The 16905-nt window shown below is 67.8% G+C and carries 17 protein-coding genes; 12 read left to right on the top strand and 5 right to left on the bottom strand.

Annotated elements, in window-relative coordinates; genetic code table 11:
* Window position 1: 1 nt before the first annotated feature.
* On the bottom strand, window positions 2–673 hold the full coding sequence (locus L3V85_RS25205; RefSeq protein WP_237675411.1) for an RraA family protein: 672 nt from the start codon (window positions 671–673) through the stop codon (window positions 2–4).
* Window positions 674–699: 26 nt separating this feature from the next.
* Entirely contained in the window at window positions 700–1914 is a 1215-nt protein-coding gene (locus L3V85_RS25200) for an aspartate transaminase (RefSeq protein WP_237675410.1), read from the bottom strand.
* A 143-nt stretch (window positions 1915–2057) separates the two neighbouring features.
* Between L3V85_RS25200 and nac the strand changes: the two genes are divergently transcribed.
* The 12 genes from nac (at window position 2058) to L3V85_RS25140 (ending at window position 12023) form a co-directional block, all read left to right on the top strand.
* A complete protein-coding gene (gene nac, locus L3V85_RS25195; protein ID WP_237675409.1) occupies window positions 2058–2996 on the top strand; it encodes a nitrogen assimilation transcriptional regulator NAC in 939 nt (312 codons plus the stop codon).
* Between the two features lie 114 nt (window positions 2997–3110).
* A complete protein-coding gene (locus L3V85_RS25190; RefSeq protein WP_237675408.1) occupies window positions 3111–3554 on the top strand; it encodes an acetyl-CoA carboxylase biotin carboxyl carrier protein in 444 nt (147 codons plus the stop codon).
* A 13-nt stretch (window positions 3555–3567) separates the two neighbouring features.
* Window positions 3568–4920, top strand: a complete 1353-nt coding sequence (gene accC / locus L3V85_RS25185) for an acetyl-CoA carboxylase biotin carboxylase subunit (protein ID WP_237675407.1) — start codon at window positions 3568–3570, stop codon at window positions 4918–4920.
* Complete coding sequence (gene pxpB / locus L3V85_RS25180) at window positions 4917–5576, top strand: 5-oxoprolinase subunit PxpB (RefSeq protein ID WP_237675406.1); 660 nt, start codon at window positions 4917–4919, stop codon at window positions 5574–5576. The genes accC and pxpB overlap by 4 nt, the downstream gene beginning before the upstream one ends.
* Window positions 5573–6556, top strand: coding sequence for a biotin-dependent carboxyltransferase family protein (locus L3V85_RS25175; protein ID WP_237675405.1), 984 nt, complete (start codon window positions 5573–5575; stop codon window positions 6554–6556). The genes pxpB and L3V85_RS25175 overlap by 4 nt, the downstream gene beginning before the upstream one ends.
* A gap of 118 nt (window positions 6557–6674) precedes the next feature.
* Window positions 6675–7073 carry an acetyl-CoA carboxylase biotin carboxyl carrier protein gene (locus L3V85_RS25170; RefSeq protein WP_237675404.1) on the top strand — a complete coding sequence of 133 codons (399 nt, stop codon included), beginning with the start codon at window positions 6675–6677 and terminating at the stop codon, window positions 7071–7073.
* Between the two features lie 28 nt (window positions 7074–7101).
* A complete protein-coding gene (locus L3V85_RS25165; protein ID WP_237675403.1) occupies window positions 7102–7866 on the top strand; it encodes a LamB/YcsF family protein in 765 nt (254 codons plus the stop codon).
* 166 nt (window positions 7867–8032) lie between these two features.
* Window positions 8033–8785 (top strand): SDR family oxidoreductase, encoded by a 753-nt coding sequence (locus L3V85_RS25160; RefSeq protein WP_237675402.1) that lies wholly within the window; start codon window positions 8033–8035, stop codon window positions 8783–8785.
* Window positions 8786–8825: 40 nt separating this feature from the next.
* Window positions 8826–9527 (top strand): amino acid ABC transporter permease, encoded by a 702-nt coding sequence (locus tag L3V85_RS25155; RefSeq protein WP_237675401.1) that lies wholly within the window; start codon window positions 8826–8828, stop codon window positions 9525–9527.
* 21 nt (window positions 9528–9548) lie between these two features.
* On the top strand, window positions 9549–10328 hold the full coding sequence (locus L3V85_RS25150) for an amino acid ABC transporter permease (RefSeq protein WP_237675400.1): 780 nt from the start codon (window positions 9549–9551) through the stop codon (window positions 10326–10328).
* A gap of 53 nt (window positions 10329–10381) precedes the next feature.
* Entirely contained in the window at window positions 10382–11116 is a 735-nt protein-coding gene (locus L3V85_RS25145) for an amino acid ABC transporter ATP-binding protein (RefSeq protein ID WP_237680645.1), read from the top strand.
* 64 nt (window positions 11117–11180) lie between these two features.
* Entirely contained in the window at window positions 11181–12023 is an 843-nt protein-coding gene (locus L3V85_RS25140; protein WP_237675399.1) for an ABC transporter substrate-binding protein, read from the top strand.
* Window positions 12024–12907: 884 nt separating this feature from the next.
* On the opposite strand, the gene L3V85_RS25135 is transcribed toward L3V85_RS25140, so the two are convergent.
* The 3 genes from L3V85_RS25135 to L3V85_RS25125 are packed head-to-tail and all read right to left on the bottom strand — an operon-like array spanning window position 12908 to window position 16799.
* Complete coding sequence (locus L3V85_RS25135; protein ID WP_237675398.1) at window positions 12908–15301, bottom strand: LPS-assembly protein LptD; 2394 nt, start codon at window positions 15299–15301, stop codon at window positions 12908–12910.
* Window positions 15302–15334: 33 nt separating this feature from the next.
* Window positions 15335–16024 (bottom strand): response regulator transcription factor, encoded by a 690-nt coding sequence (locus tag L3V85_RS25130; RefSeq protein ID WP_237675397.1) that lies wholly within the window; start codon window positions 16022–16024, stop codon window positions 15335–15337.
* A gap of 4 nt (window positions 16025–16028) precedes the next feature.
* Window positions 16029–16799 carry a nuclease-related domain-containing protein gene (locus L3V85_RS25125; RefSeq protein ID WP_237675396.1) on the bottom strand — a complete coding sequence of 257 codons (771 nt, stop codon included), beginning with the start codon at window positions 16797–16799 and terminating at the stop codon, window positions 16029–16031.
* Between the last annotated feature and the right edge of the window lie 106 nt (window positions 16800–16905).

The following is a 16905-nucleotide window of genomic DNA, read 5'->3' as shown; positions in this document are numbered from 1 at the left end:
TTCAATTCGCGCAGCGTGCCTCGAGCGCGTCGAGGAAGGAGCGGTCCCAGCGGCCTTCCTTCATCGCTTGAATCGTGCGCGCTTCGGTTTCCAGGTGCGCGCGCGCCTTCTCGATCAGCAACTCGGCCTCGTCGGGCGAGAAGGCCAGCAAACCGTCCTGGTCGCCCACCACGATGTCGCCCGGGTTCACGACCATGCCGCCGACCGATACCGGCACGTTGATCTCGCCGGGGCCGTCCTTGTAGGGGCCGCGGTGGTTCACGCCGCGCGCATACACCGGGTAGTCGCGCTCGCGGATCTCGGCCACGTCGCGGATCGCGCCGTCGAGCACCAGGCCCGCGGTGCCGATGGTCGCGGTGTAGAACGACAGGATGCCGCCGATGACCGCGTTGGTCACGTCGCCGCCCGCGTCGATCACCAGCACGTCGCCGGGCCGGCAGAACTCGAAGGCGCGCATGGGTGTGAGGTTGTCGCCGCCGCGCGTCTTCACGGTGACGGCCGTGCCCGCCATCGTCTTGCGGCCGGGGCGGTGATAGGGCTGCAGGCCGACGCTGCCGATGTTGCGGTGCAGGTTGTCGCTGAGCGCGGCCACCGGAATGTCTTGCAGCGCGGCGAGTATGGCCGGCGCCACTTGCGGTGCCGACGGGTTCTTGCGGATGGCTTTGTAGGGCATGGGGAATCGTCCTCGTCTTGAAATCTTCAGCGCAGCGCGGCCACGGCGCGCGCCATGCGCTTGCAGCCTTCTTCCAGCGTCTCGATCGACGTGGCAATCGAAAGGCGGAAGTAGGGCGACAGCCCGTACGCGGTGCCCGCGACCACGGCCACGCCTTCGCTTTCGAGCAGGTACATCACTACGTCGCCGTCTTCGTCCAGGCGCTTGCCCTCGGGCGTGGTCTTGCCGATGAGGCCGCCGCAGTTGATGTAGAGGTAGAAGGCACCGGGCGGCGTGGCGCAGCTCAGGCCGGGAATCTCGTTGACCAGCGCCAGCGTGCGGTCGCGGCGCTGCCGGTAGACGGCCACGCTCTCGGCCACGAAGCTCTGGTCGCCGTTCAGCGCGGCGGCGGCGGCGGCCTGGCTCACCGAGCAGCAGTTGCCGGTGGACTGCGACAGCAAAGTGTCCAGCGCCTTGATCAGGTCCACGGGCCCGGCCGCGTAGCCGATGCGCCAGCCGGTCATCGCATAGGTCTTGGAGACGCCGTTCACGATCAGCGTGCGGTCGCGCAGCGAAGGCGCCTGCACCAGGATGTGCGGCGTGGTCTCGCCGTCGAAGCGGATGTGCTCGTAGATCTCGTCGGTCATCACCATCACGTGCGGATGGCGTTCCAGCACTTCGGCCAGCGCGCGGTATTCCTGCGCCGTGTAGCTCGCGCCGGTCGGGTTGCTTGGCGAATTGAGCAGCAGCCAGCGCGTGCGCGGCGTGATGGCGGCCTCCAGTTGCGCGGGCGCCAGCTTGAAGCCCTGCGACTCGGGGCAGGCCACGGTGACGGGCGTGCCTTCGCAGGCCAGCACCATGTCGGGGTACGACACCCAGTAGGGCGCGGGAATGATCACCTCGTCGCCCGGCTCCAGCGTGATCGCGAAGGCGTTGTAGATCGCGCTCTTGGCGCCGCTGGTGGCGATGATCTCGTTCATCGCGTAGCGCAGGCCGTTCTCGCGCTCCAGCTTGGCGACGATGGCTTCGCGCAGCTCCACGGTGCCCGCCATCAGCGTGTAGCGGGTGGCGCCGCGCTCGATGGCCGCGGCCGCGGCCTGGCGGATGTGCGCGGGCGTGTCGAAGTCGGGCTCGCCGACCACGAGGTTCACGATCGACTTGCCCTGCCTGCGCAGTTCGTTGGCGCGGTCGGCGGCCGAGGTGCTGGGCGAGGGCTTGATGCGCCGCACGCGGGCGGCAATGCGGGAGGTAGTGGCTTGCATGGACCGAACGGTACGCACATCGCTCCCGCGAGGCCAAGACGAGATTGCACTGGTCGTATAGGCGCAGCTTATGACTCATGGTGAGCCCTCATATCCGCCACGCAAACGCGATGCTAGGCTTGGCTTTTGCTTGGGGACAAGGCGTGAACCTGCGACGCCTCAAATATTTCGTGAAGATCGTGGACATCGGCAGCCTGACGCAGGCGGCCGAGGTTCTTTTCATTGCCCAACCTGCGCTGAGCCAGCAACTGGCCACGCTCGAGGGCGAGGTGCGCCAGCAATTGCTCGTGCGCACCAAGCGCGGCGTGACGCCCACCGAGGCCGGCAAGGTGCTCTACCGCCATGCGCAGATCATCCTGCGCCAGTGCGAGCAGGCCCGCGTCGACATGGAAGCCGCCGGCGAAGGCCTCTCTGGCCAGGTGTCGGTGGGGCTTGCGCCCGGCACGGCCGCCTCGGCGCTGTCGCTGCCGCTGCTGCGCACCGTGCGCGCGCGGCATCCGGGCATCCTGCTCTACCTGAACGAGAACTACGGCACCACGCTCAGCGAGCTCATCATGAACGGCCGCATGGACCTGGCCGTGCTGTACGGCGACAAGGCCATCCACGGACTCACGTTCCTGCCGCTGCTCAAGGAGCCGCTGTTCCTGGTCGGCCCGGCGTCGATGCCGGCGCCTTCGCAGCCGGTGAAGCTGGCCGACCTGCGCGACATCGAACTCTTCCTGCCGCGCCCCTACAACGTGGTGCGCAAGCTGGTCGACGCCGCCTTCGTGCGCGCGGGCATGGTGCCGCGCGTGGTGGCGGAGATCGAATCGGCCTTCACCCTCACGGCGGCCATTGCCGACGGGCTGGGCGCCACCATCCTGCCGGCGTCGATGGCGCGCGAAGTGGTCGCGACCTGCGGCGCCTGGCAATTCCCCATCGTCGACCCGGTCATCGAGGCGCCGCTGGCGCTGTGCCAGTCCGACCACCTGCCGCTCTCGGAGCCCGCGCAGGCGGTGAAGGACATCCTGCTCGAGCTGGTGGTGGACCTCGCGGGCACCGTGGCGTCGACGCCCGAGCCGGAGCTCTCCGCACTGTCATAAGCCGGCCTTATCCCGGCACAGCCAATCCGTCTTGGGCTTTGTGCCCGCGGCCCGTTACCTTTCATGCATGCCGTCACGTGCTCGCGGAGCGCGTCGGCCACCACAGCCTTCGGCATGAAGCAGGAACAGATCAAGACACTCATCGACGCCCTGGCCGCATCGGACCTGGCGGAGCTGGAGTTCAGCGAGAACGGCAGCACGCTGCGGCTGGTGAAGCTGTCGGCGCTGGCCGGTGTGCCCACAGCCGCCGCGCGAAAGCCGTCCGCCGCGCGCAAGGCGCCATCAAGGGCACACGAAGCGCAGGCGTCGGCCGTGCCCGCCGACAGCGGCGAATGCCTCGCGCCGCTGCACGGCGTGGCGCATCTTCAGTCGGCACCGGGCGAGCCGCCCTTCGTGCAGCCGGGCCAGGCCGTGGAAGCCGGCCAGCTGCTGTGCGTGATCGAGGCCATGAAGATGTTCAACGAGGTCCGCGCGGAGCGTGCCGGCACGCTGCGGCAGGTGCTCGTGCAATCGGGCCAGGAAGTGGAAGCGGGCCAGCCCCTGTTCCGCTTCGATTGAGGAGGCACACGCGATGTTCGACACCGTGCTCATCGCCAACCGCGGCGAAATCGCACTGCGCATCCAGCGCGCCTGCCGTGGCCTGGGCCTGCGCACCGTGGCCGTGCACTCCGAGGCCGACCGCGACGCCGTGTACGTGGCGCAGGCCGACCAGGCGCTGTGCATCGGGCCGGCCGCGCCAGGCCTGAGCTACCTGAACCAGTCCGCCATCCTGTTCGCCGCCGAAGTGAGCGGCGCGCAGGCGATCCATCCCGGCTACGGCTTCCTTTCCGAGAACGCGGGCTTCGCCGCCCGCTGCGAAGAGGCCGGCCTGGCGTTCGTGGGCCCCAGCGCCGCCTGCATCGGCACCATGGGCGACAAGGTCTCGGCCAAGCGCGCAATGCGCAAGGCCGGCGTGCCCTGCGTGCCCGGCCCCGACGAGCCGCTGCCCGACGACCCCGCCGCCGTGCTGGCGCTGGCGCGCGACATCGGCTACCCGGTCATCGTGAAGGCTGCGGGCGGCGGCGGCGGGCGCGGCATGCGCGTGGTGCACGAAGAAGCCGCGCTGCTCGACGCCATGGCCCTCACGCGCGAGGAAGCGCGCCAGGCCTTCGGCAACCCCGAGGTCTACATCGAGAAGTTCCTGCTGCATCCGCGCCATGTAGAGATCCAGGTGCTGGCCGACAGCCACGGCAACGCCGTGTGGCTGGGCAGCCGCGACTGCTCATTGCAGCGCCGCCACCAGAAGGTGATCGAAGAAGCGCCCGCGCCCGGCATCGACGACGCGCTGATGGCCGAGGTAGGCGAGCGCTGCGCCGCCGCGTGCCGGCAGATCGGCTACTGCGGCGTGGGCACCTTCGAGTTCCTGTACGAGAAGGGCGCCTTCTACTTCATCGAGATGAACACGCGCCTGCAGGTGGAGCACCCGGTGACCGAGATGACCACCGGCATCGACATCGTGCAGCAGCAGTTGCGCATGGCGCGCGGCGAGCGCCTGACGATCGCGCAGGCCGACGTGCGCTGCCAGGGGCATGCCGTCGAGTGCCGCATCAACGCCGAGAACCCCGACACCTTCGCGCCCGCGCCGGGGCGCATCACCGGCTGGCAGGTGCCCGGCGGCTTCGGCGTGCGCGTCGATTCGCATGCCGGCGCCGGCTACCGCGTGCCGCCTTACTACGACTCGATGATCGCCAAGCTCATCGTTCATGGAAGCACGCGTGCCGACGCGCTGGAACGCATGCGCCTGGCACTGGCCGAGACGCGCGTGGACGGCATCGCCACCAACGTGCCGCTGCACCGCGCGCTGCTGCAGGACGAAGGTTTCGCAGCCGGCGGCGTCGACATCCACCATCTCGAACGCTGGCTGCAGCAAAGGAGCGCGGCATGAGCACGCAGGCACCATCCACCAGCCTCCTGGGCACCACCGCGCTGCTCTTCGAGGCGCCCGGCGACATGAGCCTGCCGTCGCAGCAGCGCATCTGGGCGCTCGCGCACGAGGCCGAAACCTGGCCCGAAGTGCGCGAGGCCGTGCCCGGCATGAACAACCTCATGCTCACCTTCACGCGCGCGCCGCGCCAGCTCGACGCGCTGCGCACCCGCCTGTGCGAGGCCTGGAGCGCTGCCACTGCCCTGAAGCGCGAAGGCCGCGTGGTCGAGCTGCCGGTGGTGTACGGCGGCGAGGGCGGCCCGCACATGGCCGACGTGGTGGCGCACACCGGCCTGAGCATCGACGCCATCGTCGAGCTGCACTCCGCGCCGCTCTATCCTGTGTACGCGCTGGGCAGCCATCCCGGCTACTGCTACCTGGGCGGGATGGACGCGCGCATCGCCACGCCGCGCCGCAAGGTGCCGGTGCTGCGCATTCCCGGCGGCGCGGTGTCGATCGGTGGCGCGCAGACCGGCGTGTCGGCGTCGGCCGGCCCCAGCGGCTGGAACACCATCGGCAGCACGTCGATGGTGTTCTTCGACCCCGCGCAAGACCCGCCTGCGATGCTGCAGCCGGGCGACATGATCCGCTTCCGCGTGGAGGGCATCGTCCGATGATCGAAATCCTTTCGTCCGCCGCCCTGGCCACCGTGCAGGACCTGGGCCGCACCGGCAGCCTGCGCTGGGGCGTGGGCACCTCGGGCGCCATGGACAACCTGGCGCTGGCCGCCGGCAACCTGCTGCTGGGCAATGCGCTGGGCGCAGCCGCCATCGAGGTGCCGGTGTTCCCGTTCAAGGTGCGCTTCGGCGAAGACTGCGCCTTCGCGCTCACCGGCGCCGACTGCGCCGCCAGGCTCGACGAGCAGCCGCTCATGCCCTGGTGGGTGCACCAGGCGCGCGCCGGCCAGGTGCTCACGCTCGGCCTGCCGCAAGGCGGCGCGCAGCGCGGCAGCCGCGCCATGCTCTGCGTGGCCGGCGGCATCGACGTGCCCGAGGTGCTGGGCTCGCGCAGCACCCAGCTGCGCGGTGCATTCGGCGGCCATGAAGGGCGCGCATTGCAGCGCGGCGACGTGCTGCGCGCCGCCGGCGCCGGTACTGCCAGCCGCACCGGTTTCGGCCTGGTGCCGCCCGCGCTCGCGCTGCCGCTGGCGCGCGACGGCGTGGCGGCCGTGCGCGTGCTGCCCGCGGCTGAATACATGGCCTTCGAACCGGCGTCGCGCGATGCCTTCTGGTCCGGCGAATGGAAGATCACGCCGCAAAGCGACCGCTACGGCTACAGGCTCGACGGCGAGGCGCTGCGGCCCATCGCACCGATGGAACTGCGCTCCCACGGCATCGTGCCCGGCGTCATCCAGGTGCCTCACAGCGGCCAGCCCATCATCCAGATGCGCGACGCCCAGCCCTCCGGTGGTTACCCCAAATTCGGCACCGTGATCGAGGCCGACATGTGGCGCCTCGGCCAGGCCCCCATCGGCAGCCGCATGCGCTTCATCGAGACCACATGGGACGAAGCCCTGGACGCGCTCGACGAAGTGCGTGCGTGGCTCGACAAGGTGGCGCGTGTGGTGGCCCTTCATCGGGGGGCGCCTCGTGTTTGAGTTCTCTTGTTCGAAGCGTGACCTTCGATCGGAGCGCTCGTTGATCCGTCGCAAGCCAGTCGCGCGGCCTGTGCACCGCCCCGAACAAGACCACAAAGAAAAAGCGAAGGCCTGAAAAATGCAGGACACAGCACTGCGTGCACCAGAACTAGCCGCCTGGTTGGCGAACACCGACATCGGCCTGCTCGAGCTGCGCACACCAACCGGCACCCTGCGCCTGGGCAGGCAAGGCGACAACATCGTCGAACTGCCCGAAGAAGAAACAGAAGAAACAGAGAGCGTGCAAGTCAAGGCTCCTTCTGTCGGCACCTACCTGCACAGCCACCCGTCCGCCCCAGCCGCCCTTGCGAGCGTGGGCCAGCGCGTGAACCCCGGCCAGGTCATCGGGCTCCTGAACATCGGCCCGCTCCTGCTGCCTGTGACCGCACCCCAGACAGGCATCGTCGATGCCATCCACGTGGCAAACGGTGCTGCCGTCGGTTACGGCACGGTACTCATCGACCTGCACCCCCTCTGACCCGAAGAGAGAAAGAGAAGGACCTCCCATGGACATCGACCTGAACGCAGACCTCGGTGAAGGCTTCGGCCCCTGGCGCATGGGCGAGGACGAAGCCCTGCTCGACATCGTCTCTTCCGCCAATGTCGCCTGCGGCTTCCACGCCGGCGATCCGGTCATCATGGACCGCACCGTTCGCATGGCGCGCCAGCGCGGCGTCGATGTCGGCGCGCACGTGGGCTTTCCCGACCTGATGGGCTTCGGCCGCCGGCAGATGCAGATCGAGACAAAAGAACTGGTCTCTTACGTGCTCTACCAGCTCAGCGCGCTCGCCGGCATGGCGCGCACGGCAGGCCACCGCATGACGCACATGAGCTTCCACGGCGCGCTCGGCAACATGGCCGCGGCCGACGCCGCGCTGGCCGAGCCGCTGGTGCGCGCCGTGGCCGACTTCGACCCCTCGCTCACCGTCAGCACCTCCGCCAGCCGCGCCATCGAAGGCGCCGCCGAGCGCTGCGGCCTGCGCGTGCGCACCACCTTCCTGGCCGACCGCGCCTGCGGCGACGACGGCCTGCTCGTGCCTCGCAAGCTGCCCGGCGCCGTGATCCACGAGCGCGAGGCGGTGCTGGCGCGCGTGCGCCAGCTTCTGGAGGACGGCACCGTCACCAGCAGCACCGGCAAGAAGATCCCGATGCGCGTGCATTCGATCCTGCTGCACGGCGACACGCCCGGCGCCGTCGAGCTGGCCCGCGCCGTGCGTGGCGTGGTCGAGCAGGCGGGGCGCATCGTGCCCATCTCCAGGCAATCGAACTGATGCATCGGGGCACGAACATGGTGCTAACCCTTACCCATATGCACAGATCGCGGGCGACATAAGGGGGGCTTATCGCTCCACAGTCAATCCGTCTTGGCGCAGCGAACAGGCGCTGGCTACAGTGAATTCCAAGGCAGTCATCTGCCCCTTTACGAAAGAACTCGAGATGCCTTTTTCCGACTACAAGACCGCGCTGGTGACTGGAGCCTCATCGGGCATCGGCGCCGCCGTCGTCGAACGCCTCAGCAAGGAAGGCCTGAAGGTCCACGCACTGGCGCGCAGCGCCGACAAGCTGGCCGACCTGGCCGCGCGCACCGGCTGCATCGCGCACGCCATCGACGTGAGCGACCTCGCGGGCATCACCCGCCTCGCGCAGGAAGTGGAGTTCGACGTGCTGGTCAACAACGCCGGCGTGGACCGCCCCGGCTCCATCCTCAAGGCCGACGCCGAAGGCATCGACCTGCTGGTGGACGTCAACCTGCGCGCGGTGCTGCACCTGTGCCGGCTCGTGGTGCCCGGCATGGCGGCGCGCGACCGCGGCCACGTGGTCAACATCAGCTCCATTGCGGCCGCCTACAACTTCGGCGGCAACAGCACCTACCACGCGACCAAGGCGGCGGTGAGCATGCTGTCGCGCCAGCTGCGCATCGACTGCTTCGGCAAGCGCGTGCGCGTCACCGAGATCTGCCCGGGGCGCGTGGCCACCGACATCTTCGCGCACGTGCACGGCGACTCCGAGGAAACCTACAAGCGCTTCGTCGAAGGCTACGAACTGCCGCAGGCCGAAGACATCGCCAACGCCATCGCCTTCGCCATTGCCGCGCCCATCGCGGTGAACGTGGGCCACATGGAAATCACGCCCACGCTGCAAGTGCCGGGCGGCCTGTCGACCACGCGGCCGGAAACGCCGCGCGACTGAGCCCCGGGCCGATGCACGTCACGCAACAAAGGAACAGCGCATGAAGGACTTCGACCTGCTGGCGATCCTGCTGAAACCGGAGTTCGGCGACATGCTGCTGCACGGTCTGCAGGAGACGCTGAAGATCGCGGCGGGCTCGTGGCTGCTGGCCATGGCCATGGCCGTGCTGCTGCTGGTGGTGCGGCTCACGCCGAACCGCATCGCCGAGCGCGTGGTGGCCGGCTATGTCTCCTACCACCGCAATGTGCCCACGCTGGTGCAGCTCATGTTCTGGTACTTCGGCATCTTCAGCGTGCTGCCCGACGCGCTGCAGCGCTGGCTGTCGGCGCACAACGCGGAGACGCTGCTGTCGATCGTCGCGCTGGGCCTGTGCCAGGCCGCCTACTTCAGCGAAGACATGCGCTCCGGCCTGCGCGCCATTCCCGCCGGGCAGGCCGAGGCCGCGCGCGCGCTGGGCCACGGCTACATCGGCTCCATGCGCTTCGTGATGCTGCCGCAGGCCATCCGCAACGCGGTGCCGGCGCTGGTGAACCACAGCGTGTCGCTCTTCAAGAACAGCAGTTTGGCCATGGCCATCGGCGTGGCCGAGCTCACGCACGCGGTGAAGGAAATCGAGAGCCAGAGCTTTCGCACCTTCGAGGCCTACAGCGTGGCCACGGTGCTGTACCTGGTGTGCTCGCTGCTCATCATGGCCGTGGGCGGATGGTTGTCGCGGCGCTACCGCATCGTCGGTGCAAGATAAAAAAATAGCCGAGACATCACGATGTACAGCGTCTACGAAATTCTTCGCGACAACTGGTTGCTGCTGCTGGTCGGCCAGTACCCGAGCGGCCCGCTCGGCGGCATCGTCGCCACCCTGATCCTGTCGGTGCTGGGCATCGTGCTGGCCTTTCCGCTGTCGGTGCTGCTGGCGCTGGCACGGTTGTCGCCCTGGCGGCTGCTGCGCTGGCCCGCCACCGTGCTGGTGTACGTGGTGCGCGGCGTGCCGCTGCTCATGGTGATTCTGTGGGTCTACTTTCTCGTGCCGATCCTCATCGGGCGCGAGGTGTCGGGCTTCACCACCATGCTGTGCACGCTGGTGATCTACGAAGGCGCCTACCTGTCGGAGGTGGTGCGCGCCGGCATCCTCTCGCTGCCCAAGGGGCAGAGCGAGGCGGCGCGCGCGCTCGGCCACAGCCACCTGGGCACCATGTGGTTCGTGATCCTGCCGCAGGCGCTCTACAACATGCTGCCCAGCATGCTGAGCCAGTTCATCTCCACCATCAAGGAGACCACGCTGGGCTACGTGATCAACGTGCAGGAACTCACCTTCGCGGCCAACCAGATCAACAACCAGCTGCTGACCAAGCCGTTCCAGGTGTTCTTCATCCTGGCGCTGACGTACTACGTCGTGTGCTTCAGCCTCACGCAGCTGGCGCAGTGGCTGGAGCGGCGCATCGCCCACAAGCGGCTCGGCGCCACGCCGGTGAAGCCGGCCGAGGAGGGCGCGTCGCTGCCCACCTCTCCCGCCACCCCGGCACCCACGGTGGCGACCCTGCCATGACCACGCCCGTTTCACCTACCGCGGGGCGCCCCCTGCCGCCCAAGGACGACACCATGATCCTGTTTTCCGACATCAACAAGTGGTACGGCGACTACCAGGCGCTGGCCGACATCAATGCCGAAGTGAAAAAGGGCGAAGTCGTGGTGGTCTGCGGGCCTTCGGGCTCCGGCAAGTCCACGCTGATCCGCACCGTGAACCGGCTGGAAGAAGTGAAGTCGGGCCAGCTGCTGTTCGACGGCCACGACATCCACGCGCCCATGGGCAGCGCGGCGCTGAACAGGCTGCGCAGCCGCATCGGCTTCGTGTTCCAGAGCTTCAACCTGTTCCCGCACCTGTCGGTGCTGGAGAACATCATGCTGTCGCCGATGCGCGTGCTCGGCGTGAAGCGCGCCGACGCGAAGACCAAGGCCGGGCAGCTGCTCGAGCGCGTGGGGCTTTCGAGCAAGGCGGGCGCCTATCCGGCACAGCTGTCGGGCGGCCAGCAGCAGCGCGTGGCCATCGCCCGCGCGCTGGCCATGGAGCCGCCGGCCATGCTGTTCGACGAACCCACCAGCGCGCTCGACCCCGAGATGGTCGGCGAGGTGCTGTCGGTCATGCGCGGTCTGGCCCACGACGGCATGACCATGATGTGCGTCACCCACGAGATGAACTTCGCCCGCGAGGTGGCCGACCGCATCTGGTTCATGGACGCGGGCCGCATCCTGGAGAAGGCCGACCCCGAGACCTTCTTTCGCAGTCCGCAGCATCCGCGCGCGCAGCGCTTCCTGTCGGACCTTCGCGCGCACTGATTCCAGCCGCCGTTCGTTCGTTCGTTCACTTCTTCGCTCTTCGCAATCCCTCCAGGAGTTCTTCATGTCGAACAAGACCGTCTTCCGCCTCGCCACCATCGGCGCTTGTCTGGGCGCAGCGTCCCTGCTGGCGCACGCCGACCAGTGGAGCGACATCAGCCAGCGCAAGGAGCTGCGCTGCGGCACCTTCGCCGACGTGCCTCCGTTCGCCGCGCCCGACCCGAAGACGCGCGAGATGGTGGGCCACGACGTGGACCTGTGCAATGCCGTGGCCAAGGAGCTGGGCTTGGTCGCCAAGATCACGCCGCTGTCTGTGGAGGCGCGTGTGCCCGAAGTCAAGCTCGGCCGCGTCGACGTGACCATCGCCAACCTGGCCTACACCAAGAGCCGCGGCGAGCAGATCCAGTTCAGCGACCCGTACTACGTGGCCAAGGAAATGCTGGCCGTGAAGGCCTCCGATCCCGGCACGACCAAGGCCGACTTCAAGGGCAAGCGCCTGAGCTCGACCAAGGGCTCCACCTCGGAAATGTCGATCAAGATGAACGGCTCCGAGCCCGTCACCTTCCAGGACACGGGCTCGGCCTTCATGGCGGTGCAGCAGAACAAGTCGGTCGGCATGGTGGCCAACACCATGACCATCACCAAGCTGGTCAACCAGTCGAAGACCGGCGGCGTGGCGCTGAAGATGATCGCCGACCCGATGGTGCTGCAGCCCGTGGGCATCGGCATGAAGAAGGACGAGCCCGCGCTGCTGGCCAAGGTGAACGGCGCGCTCTACGCGCTGGAGAAGTCGGGCGAGCTCGACCGCATCTGGGCCAAGTGGCTGGGCCCGAACACCGAATACAAGATGGTGCGCGAAGAAAAGGTCACGCCGCTGGCGGACCTGAAGTTCGAACTGCTGCCTTGATCTTTCGAGGGGCTGCTGTTCAGGGCGCGATCTTTGAGCGCGCCTTTTGATCGGCGAGCATGAGAGCGGCGCCCGGTGTGCACAGGCCACCGGGTACTCCCCTCCGCGAATGTCCCCCGGCCTTCGGCCTCCTCCTTTATTTCGCTGCGGGGAGCACCCGGCGCCCTGTGCACGATGACAGCGGCTGTGGGGTTTGGGTTTAAGCCGCCGCCCCGCGCCGCGCTTTCTCGCTAAGCTGAAACTGCTCTGCAGCCTTGCGAGCAAGTTCAGCCGCAAGCCAGAGCAGGTTGTCCAATCGCCCAGGCCCATCCCCGTTGCACCAGTCGATGTCTTCCCCGTGGCAGACCCACAGGAGTGCTTCAAGCTGAGAGAGTGTGTTTTCGAGAAGATCCGCCGGGTCTTGGGCGGTTTCTGCGGAAGCTACCGGCGTGCGAGGCCGGGCTATAGTCTTGGTAGCCATTTTTGTGCGGTTCCTTCCAAGGTAAGTGCACGAACTTGGTTAGACGGTCGGGGTGCTAGTAACACCCCGGCCGTCGCCTTTTGATACCTCGCATTTGCATCGCTGCTTTCGCACCGACGACCTGCCGCGAGGCAAGCAGCCTTCAAACATCTGTGTAGTGGGTGTGTTGCGCCTTTCTTCTCCCCTTGGTGGGGTGCCGAGTGACAGGGGCATTCACTCTAGAGAAGAACTCCGCGAAATAGCCGATCCGCGCGGCATGAAGTCCTGCCGACCGCCAACAAATCGAGCAAAGCAGCGACGGCGCTCGTTGTGCGCAGGGCGCCGGGTGCTCCCCGCAGCGAAATAAAGGAGGAGGCCGCAGGCCGGGGGACATTCGCGGAGGGGAGTACCCGGTGGCCTGTGCACGCGCCCTGGACAAGAGCCCTCAGTCGTAGTTCGTAAACCGGCTAGGCTGCTGCGTAGACTGGTTCAGCGGCTGATACCCCTGGATGTTCTGCAGCAGCGTGCTCGTCGGATTCGAGCCGATGTTGCCGAAGCCATTGAACTGGATCTGGAACATCAACCGCGTGTCGGGCGTGGCGCGGCCTGTCACCAGCCGCTCGAGCACGATGCGGCCCACCCAGCAGCAGGCGTTGTACTCCGCGCCCACCAGGCTGTCCGACAGCGCGCGATCGTGCAGGCTGTAGCTCAGCCGGCCCACCGCATACCAGCGCCCCGGGTCCGCCGCCGACTTGCCACCCATCAGCCCGCCCGTCAGGTCGCTCAACGGCCACTGCCAGTTGAAGTCGACCGTCTTCGTGCCGTCGTTCGCCGTCGTCGTGCTGTCCGCCTGGTAGCGGAAGGCCGCGGTGAGCGTGTGGTACTGCGCCGGCGTGTAGCGCAGCGTGAGCGCGTCGCGTGTCGACTTGCCCGTGTCCATGTTGTACTGCGCCAGGCCGTCGATGCTCCACTTCGGATTCCAGTGCACCTGCCCGCCCAGGATGAAGTCGCCCGAACGGTCCGTCACGGCCGTGCCGCCGGGCAGCGTCACGTTCTGGTCGCTGAAGCGAAAACGCTGCGCGATGCCGAAGCGCGCCGACTCCGCGCCGGTCACAGGGTCGATCAGCCGCGTCGTCACGCCGGTGGTGAGCGTGTTGGTGTCCGATACACGGTCGTTGCCCGAGAACGCGTTCTCGGTATAGAGCGTGGCAAAGCTCACGTCGTTGGCGGCGGTGTCGTACACCGGCAACTGGCTCTGGTCGCGGTAGGGCGTGTGCACGTAGAAGGCGCGCGGCTCCAGCGTCTGGCGCCAGGCGCTGCCGAAGAGGCTGGTGTCGCGCTCGAACACCAGCCCGCTGTCCAGGCTCACCGTCGGCACCACGCTGGTGATGCTGGTGCGGCCGTCCGCCAGTGGCGACGCGAGCTGGTAGGAGGCGGTATGCAGCAGCAGCTTCGGAATGAAGAAGCCACCCGGCGCGACCCACGGCCGGCTGATCTGAAGGTTGCCCACCACGCGCTCGCCATCGGGCTGCTTGATGCCGTTGAGCGTGGGCGCATAGGCCGAGTCGACCTGGAAGCGCGTGTAGTCCAGCGTGCCCGACACGTCCAGGCCATGCCAGTCGTACTTGTTGTAGTTGGCAGTGACCTGCGGCACGCGGTTGTACGAGGGCGTGATCGGCGAGGCCGCGTATTGCAGCGTCTGGTAAGAGAGCGTGCGCGCCTGCCCGCTCCAGTCGCCCTTGGTCCAGTTCAGGTCGGCCTCGTTGGTGAGCTGGCGCGAGGTCAGCGTGGGCGTGTGCGAGAAGTCGCGCCAGTAGTCGTCGTCGCTCACGCGGTTGATGTTGAACGAGGTGGTCAGCGAATCGAGCCCGAAGGGCTTGGGGTCCAGCTTCTGGTCGTGCTTGGCCCACAGGCCCCAGCGGTTGCGATCGCGCAGGCTATCGCTGGGCATCTCGTCGACGCGGATCTGGCCGCTGTAGTCCTTCTCGAGGTAGCGGAACTCGGTGCCCAGGTTCACGCCGCGGTTGCTCATGATCTCGGGGTACAGCGTGAGGTCGCGGTTGGGCGCGATGTTCCAGTAGTAGGGCTGCAGGTACTCGAAGCCGTTGGTGGTGTCGAAGCCGATCACCGGCGGCAGCAGGCCGCTCTGGCGCGCGTTGTTCAGCGGAAAGCTCACCGACGGCAGCGAAGGCGTGGTCAGGCCCAGGAAGCTGATCCGCGCGTCGGTGGCGGTGGCCAGGTTGGTCTCGTTGTCGGTGGTCAGCGTCACCGCGCTCAGCATCCACGCGGGCACCCAGCCGGCGTAGTTCTCGCGCAGGCAGGTGGTGTAGGTGGCATGCCGCGCCACCGAAACGTTCGGGTCGACGAAGTCGATGCGCTCGGCCTCGCCGTGCGCGCCGGTCTCCAGCAGCGTGTAGCGCACGTGGTTGAAGAAGCCCTCGAAGCTCTCGACCTTCAGGTGCAGCTCGGGCCCTTCGTACACGTTGCCGCCCTGGTTCAGGTGCACGTTGCCGGTGGCCGTGGCGAGGTCGCCGGGCGGCTGGTAGGTGAGGCGGTCGGCGGTGACGTGGGTGTCGCCGCGCCGCAGCGACGCATCGCCTTCCACCACCACCTCGAGATCGGGCCGGCCGGAAATGCGGTCGCCGTCCACCAAGCTGGGGCGCATGCCGCGCTCGGCCTGCGGAATGGTTTCGGTCAGCTGCGGCGTGCGCCGCAGCGTCATGGGGGCTTCGATCCAGCTTTCCTGCGTTTCCTGCGCGATGGCGCTGCGGGCGTGCAGCAGGAGCATGAGCGAAAGCGCCATCGACGGCAGCGGCCAGCCGCGCCAGCGTGATTTCATGAGCAAAGGAGCGTTCCAGGAAGCCGGCGTGCTTCAGGCGTCCTGCCGGGCCCGCGATTCCCATGAGAAGCCGACGCCGTACACCGAGCGGATCCAGTCGTGCGCCGCCGAGACGGTAGCGAGCTTCTTGCGCAGGTTCTTGATGTGCGTGTCGACCACACGCTCGTTCACGTCCAGCGCCTCGGGAAAGGCGGCCTCCAGCAGCTTCGAGCGGGTGAGCACGCGCCCGGGCTCTTGCGACAGCGCGCGCAGCAGCAGCGACTCTCGGCGCGTGAGCGGCAGGTAGTGCCCGTCGAGGATCGCGCAGCCGCGCACCGCGCCGAAGGTGATCGGCACCTGCGGCCGCGTCACGCGCTGGCGCTGCGCATAGCGGCGCAGCACCACGTGCACGCGCACCGCCACCTCGCGCGGCGAGAAGGGTTTGCACACGTAGTCGTCCGCGCCCAGCTCGAAGCCGCGCAGCCGGTCGGCCTCGTCGCTGCGCGCCGTCAGCATGATGATGGGATGGTCGCTGCGCGCGCGGACCTTCTCCAGGATCTGCAGCCCGCTCACGTGCGGCAGCGCCACGTCCAGAAGCGTGAGCGCGGGCGGCTCGGTCAGGATGCGGTGCAGCGCAATCGCGCCGTCCTCGACATGCTCGATCTCATGGCCCGCATGGTGCAGTTCTTCGCGCAGCACCGACGCGGCCTCGCGGCCTTCCTCCACCAACAGGATGCGACTCATCGCGTCATTGAAGATTCAGCACGCCGGGGTGCGCGGGGCGCACGTGCACGCGCGCGCTTTTTTCGCGGCCGTTTTCGCGGCTGTTGCGCATGTGGTCGGCCAGCGTCAGGTCGCCCTGCAGATCGTCCAGCAGCCGCAGCGTGCGGTCGATCGCGGCGTCGTCCAGCAGCGGATAGCCCTGGTCGTTGCGCCCGTTGTTGCGCGCCACGCGGGCGATGTACGGCAAGTCTTGAGGCGTGATCACCGCGGTGGGCATTACGCCTTCGAGCTCGACGCCCTCGCAGGGCAGCAGCACGAAGTACTGCACGCGCAGGTCGGGCGGCAGCAGGTTGCGCAGGTGCGTGGTCTTGCGGCCGCACTGCCAGGCGGGGTCTTTCACCTCGCGGGCCAGCGAGTGGTCGTGCTGGCGCAGGAACCAGCGCGGCAGCGCGCGCGCCGAGGTCTTGCGGTAGACCACCGCATTGCGCCAGCCCTTCACCTCGAACAGGTACACGCCGGCCTCGCACACCAGGGTCACGTCGAAGCGGGCCGTGGGCACGGCGCTGCCTTCGTACATGGGAATGACGAAGTCCTGCCGCACGTGCATGCGGCTGAACGCGGGGCCGAACGCGCTGGTGAGCTGCTGCATGGCGAGCATGGTCGCCGTGTTGTTCGCCTGCGCGTCGTCGATGGAGAACGAGCGGCGCGCATGCGCATCGGCTTCCGTCTGGGTGTGCCCGTGGCCGGCCAGCGTGAGCAGGGGACGGGCGGGGGCTTTATGCAAGGCAGTGGTCATGTAAGGCTCCTTCGAACTTCAAGGATTGCGCAACTCCTGCGAGTTCCGTCTTCGTCATGCGCACATCTTTTCAAACGAATTGGGAGAAATTTGAAGGGCCGCGCAA

The organism is Variovorax paradoxus (genome assembly GCF_022009635.1).
GTDB lineage: Bacteria > Pseudomonadota > Gammaproteobacteria > Burkholderiales > Burkholderiaceae_C > Variovorax.
This window is presented reverse-complemented; position numbering and strand designations above follow the sequence as displayed.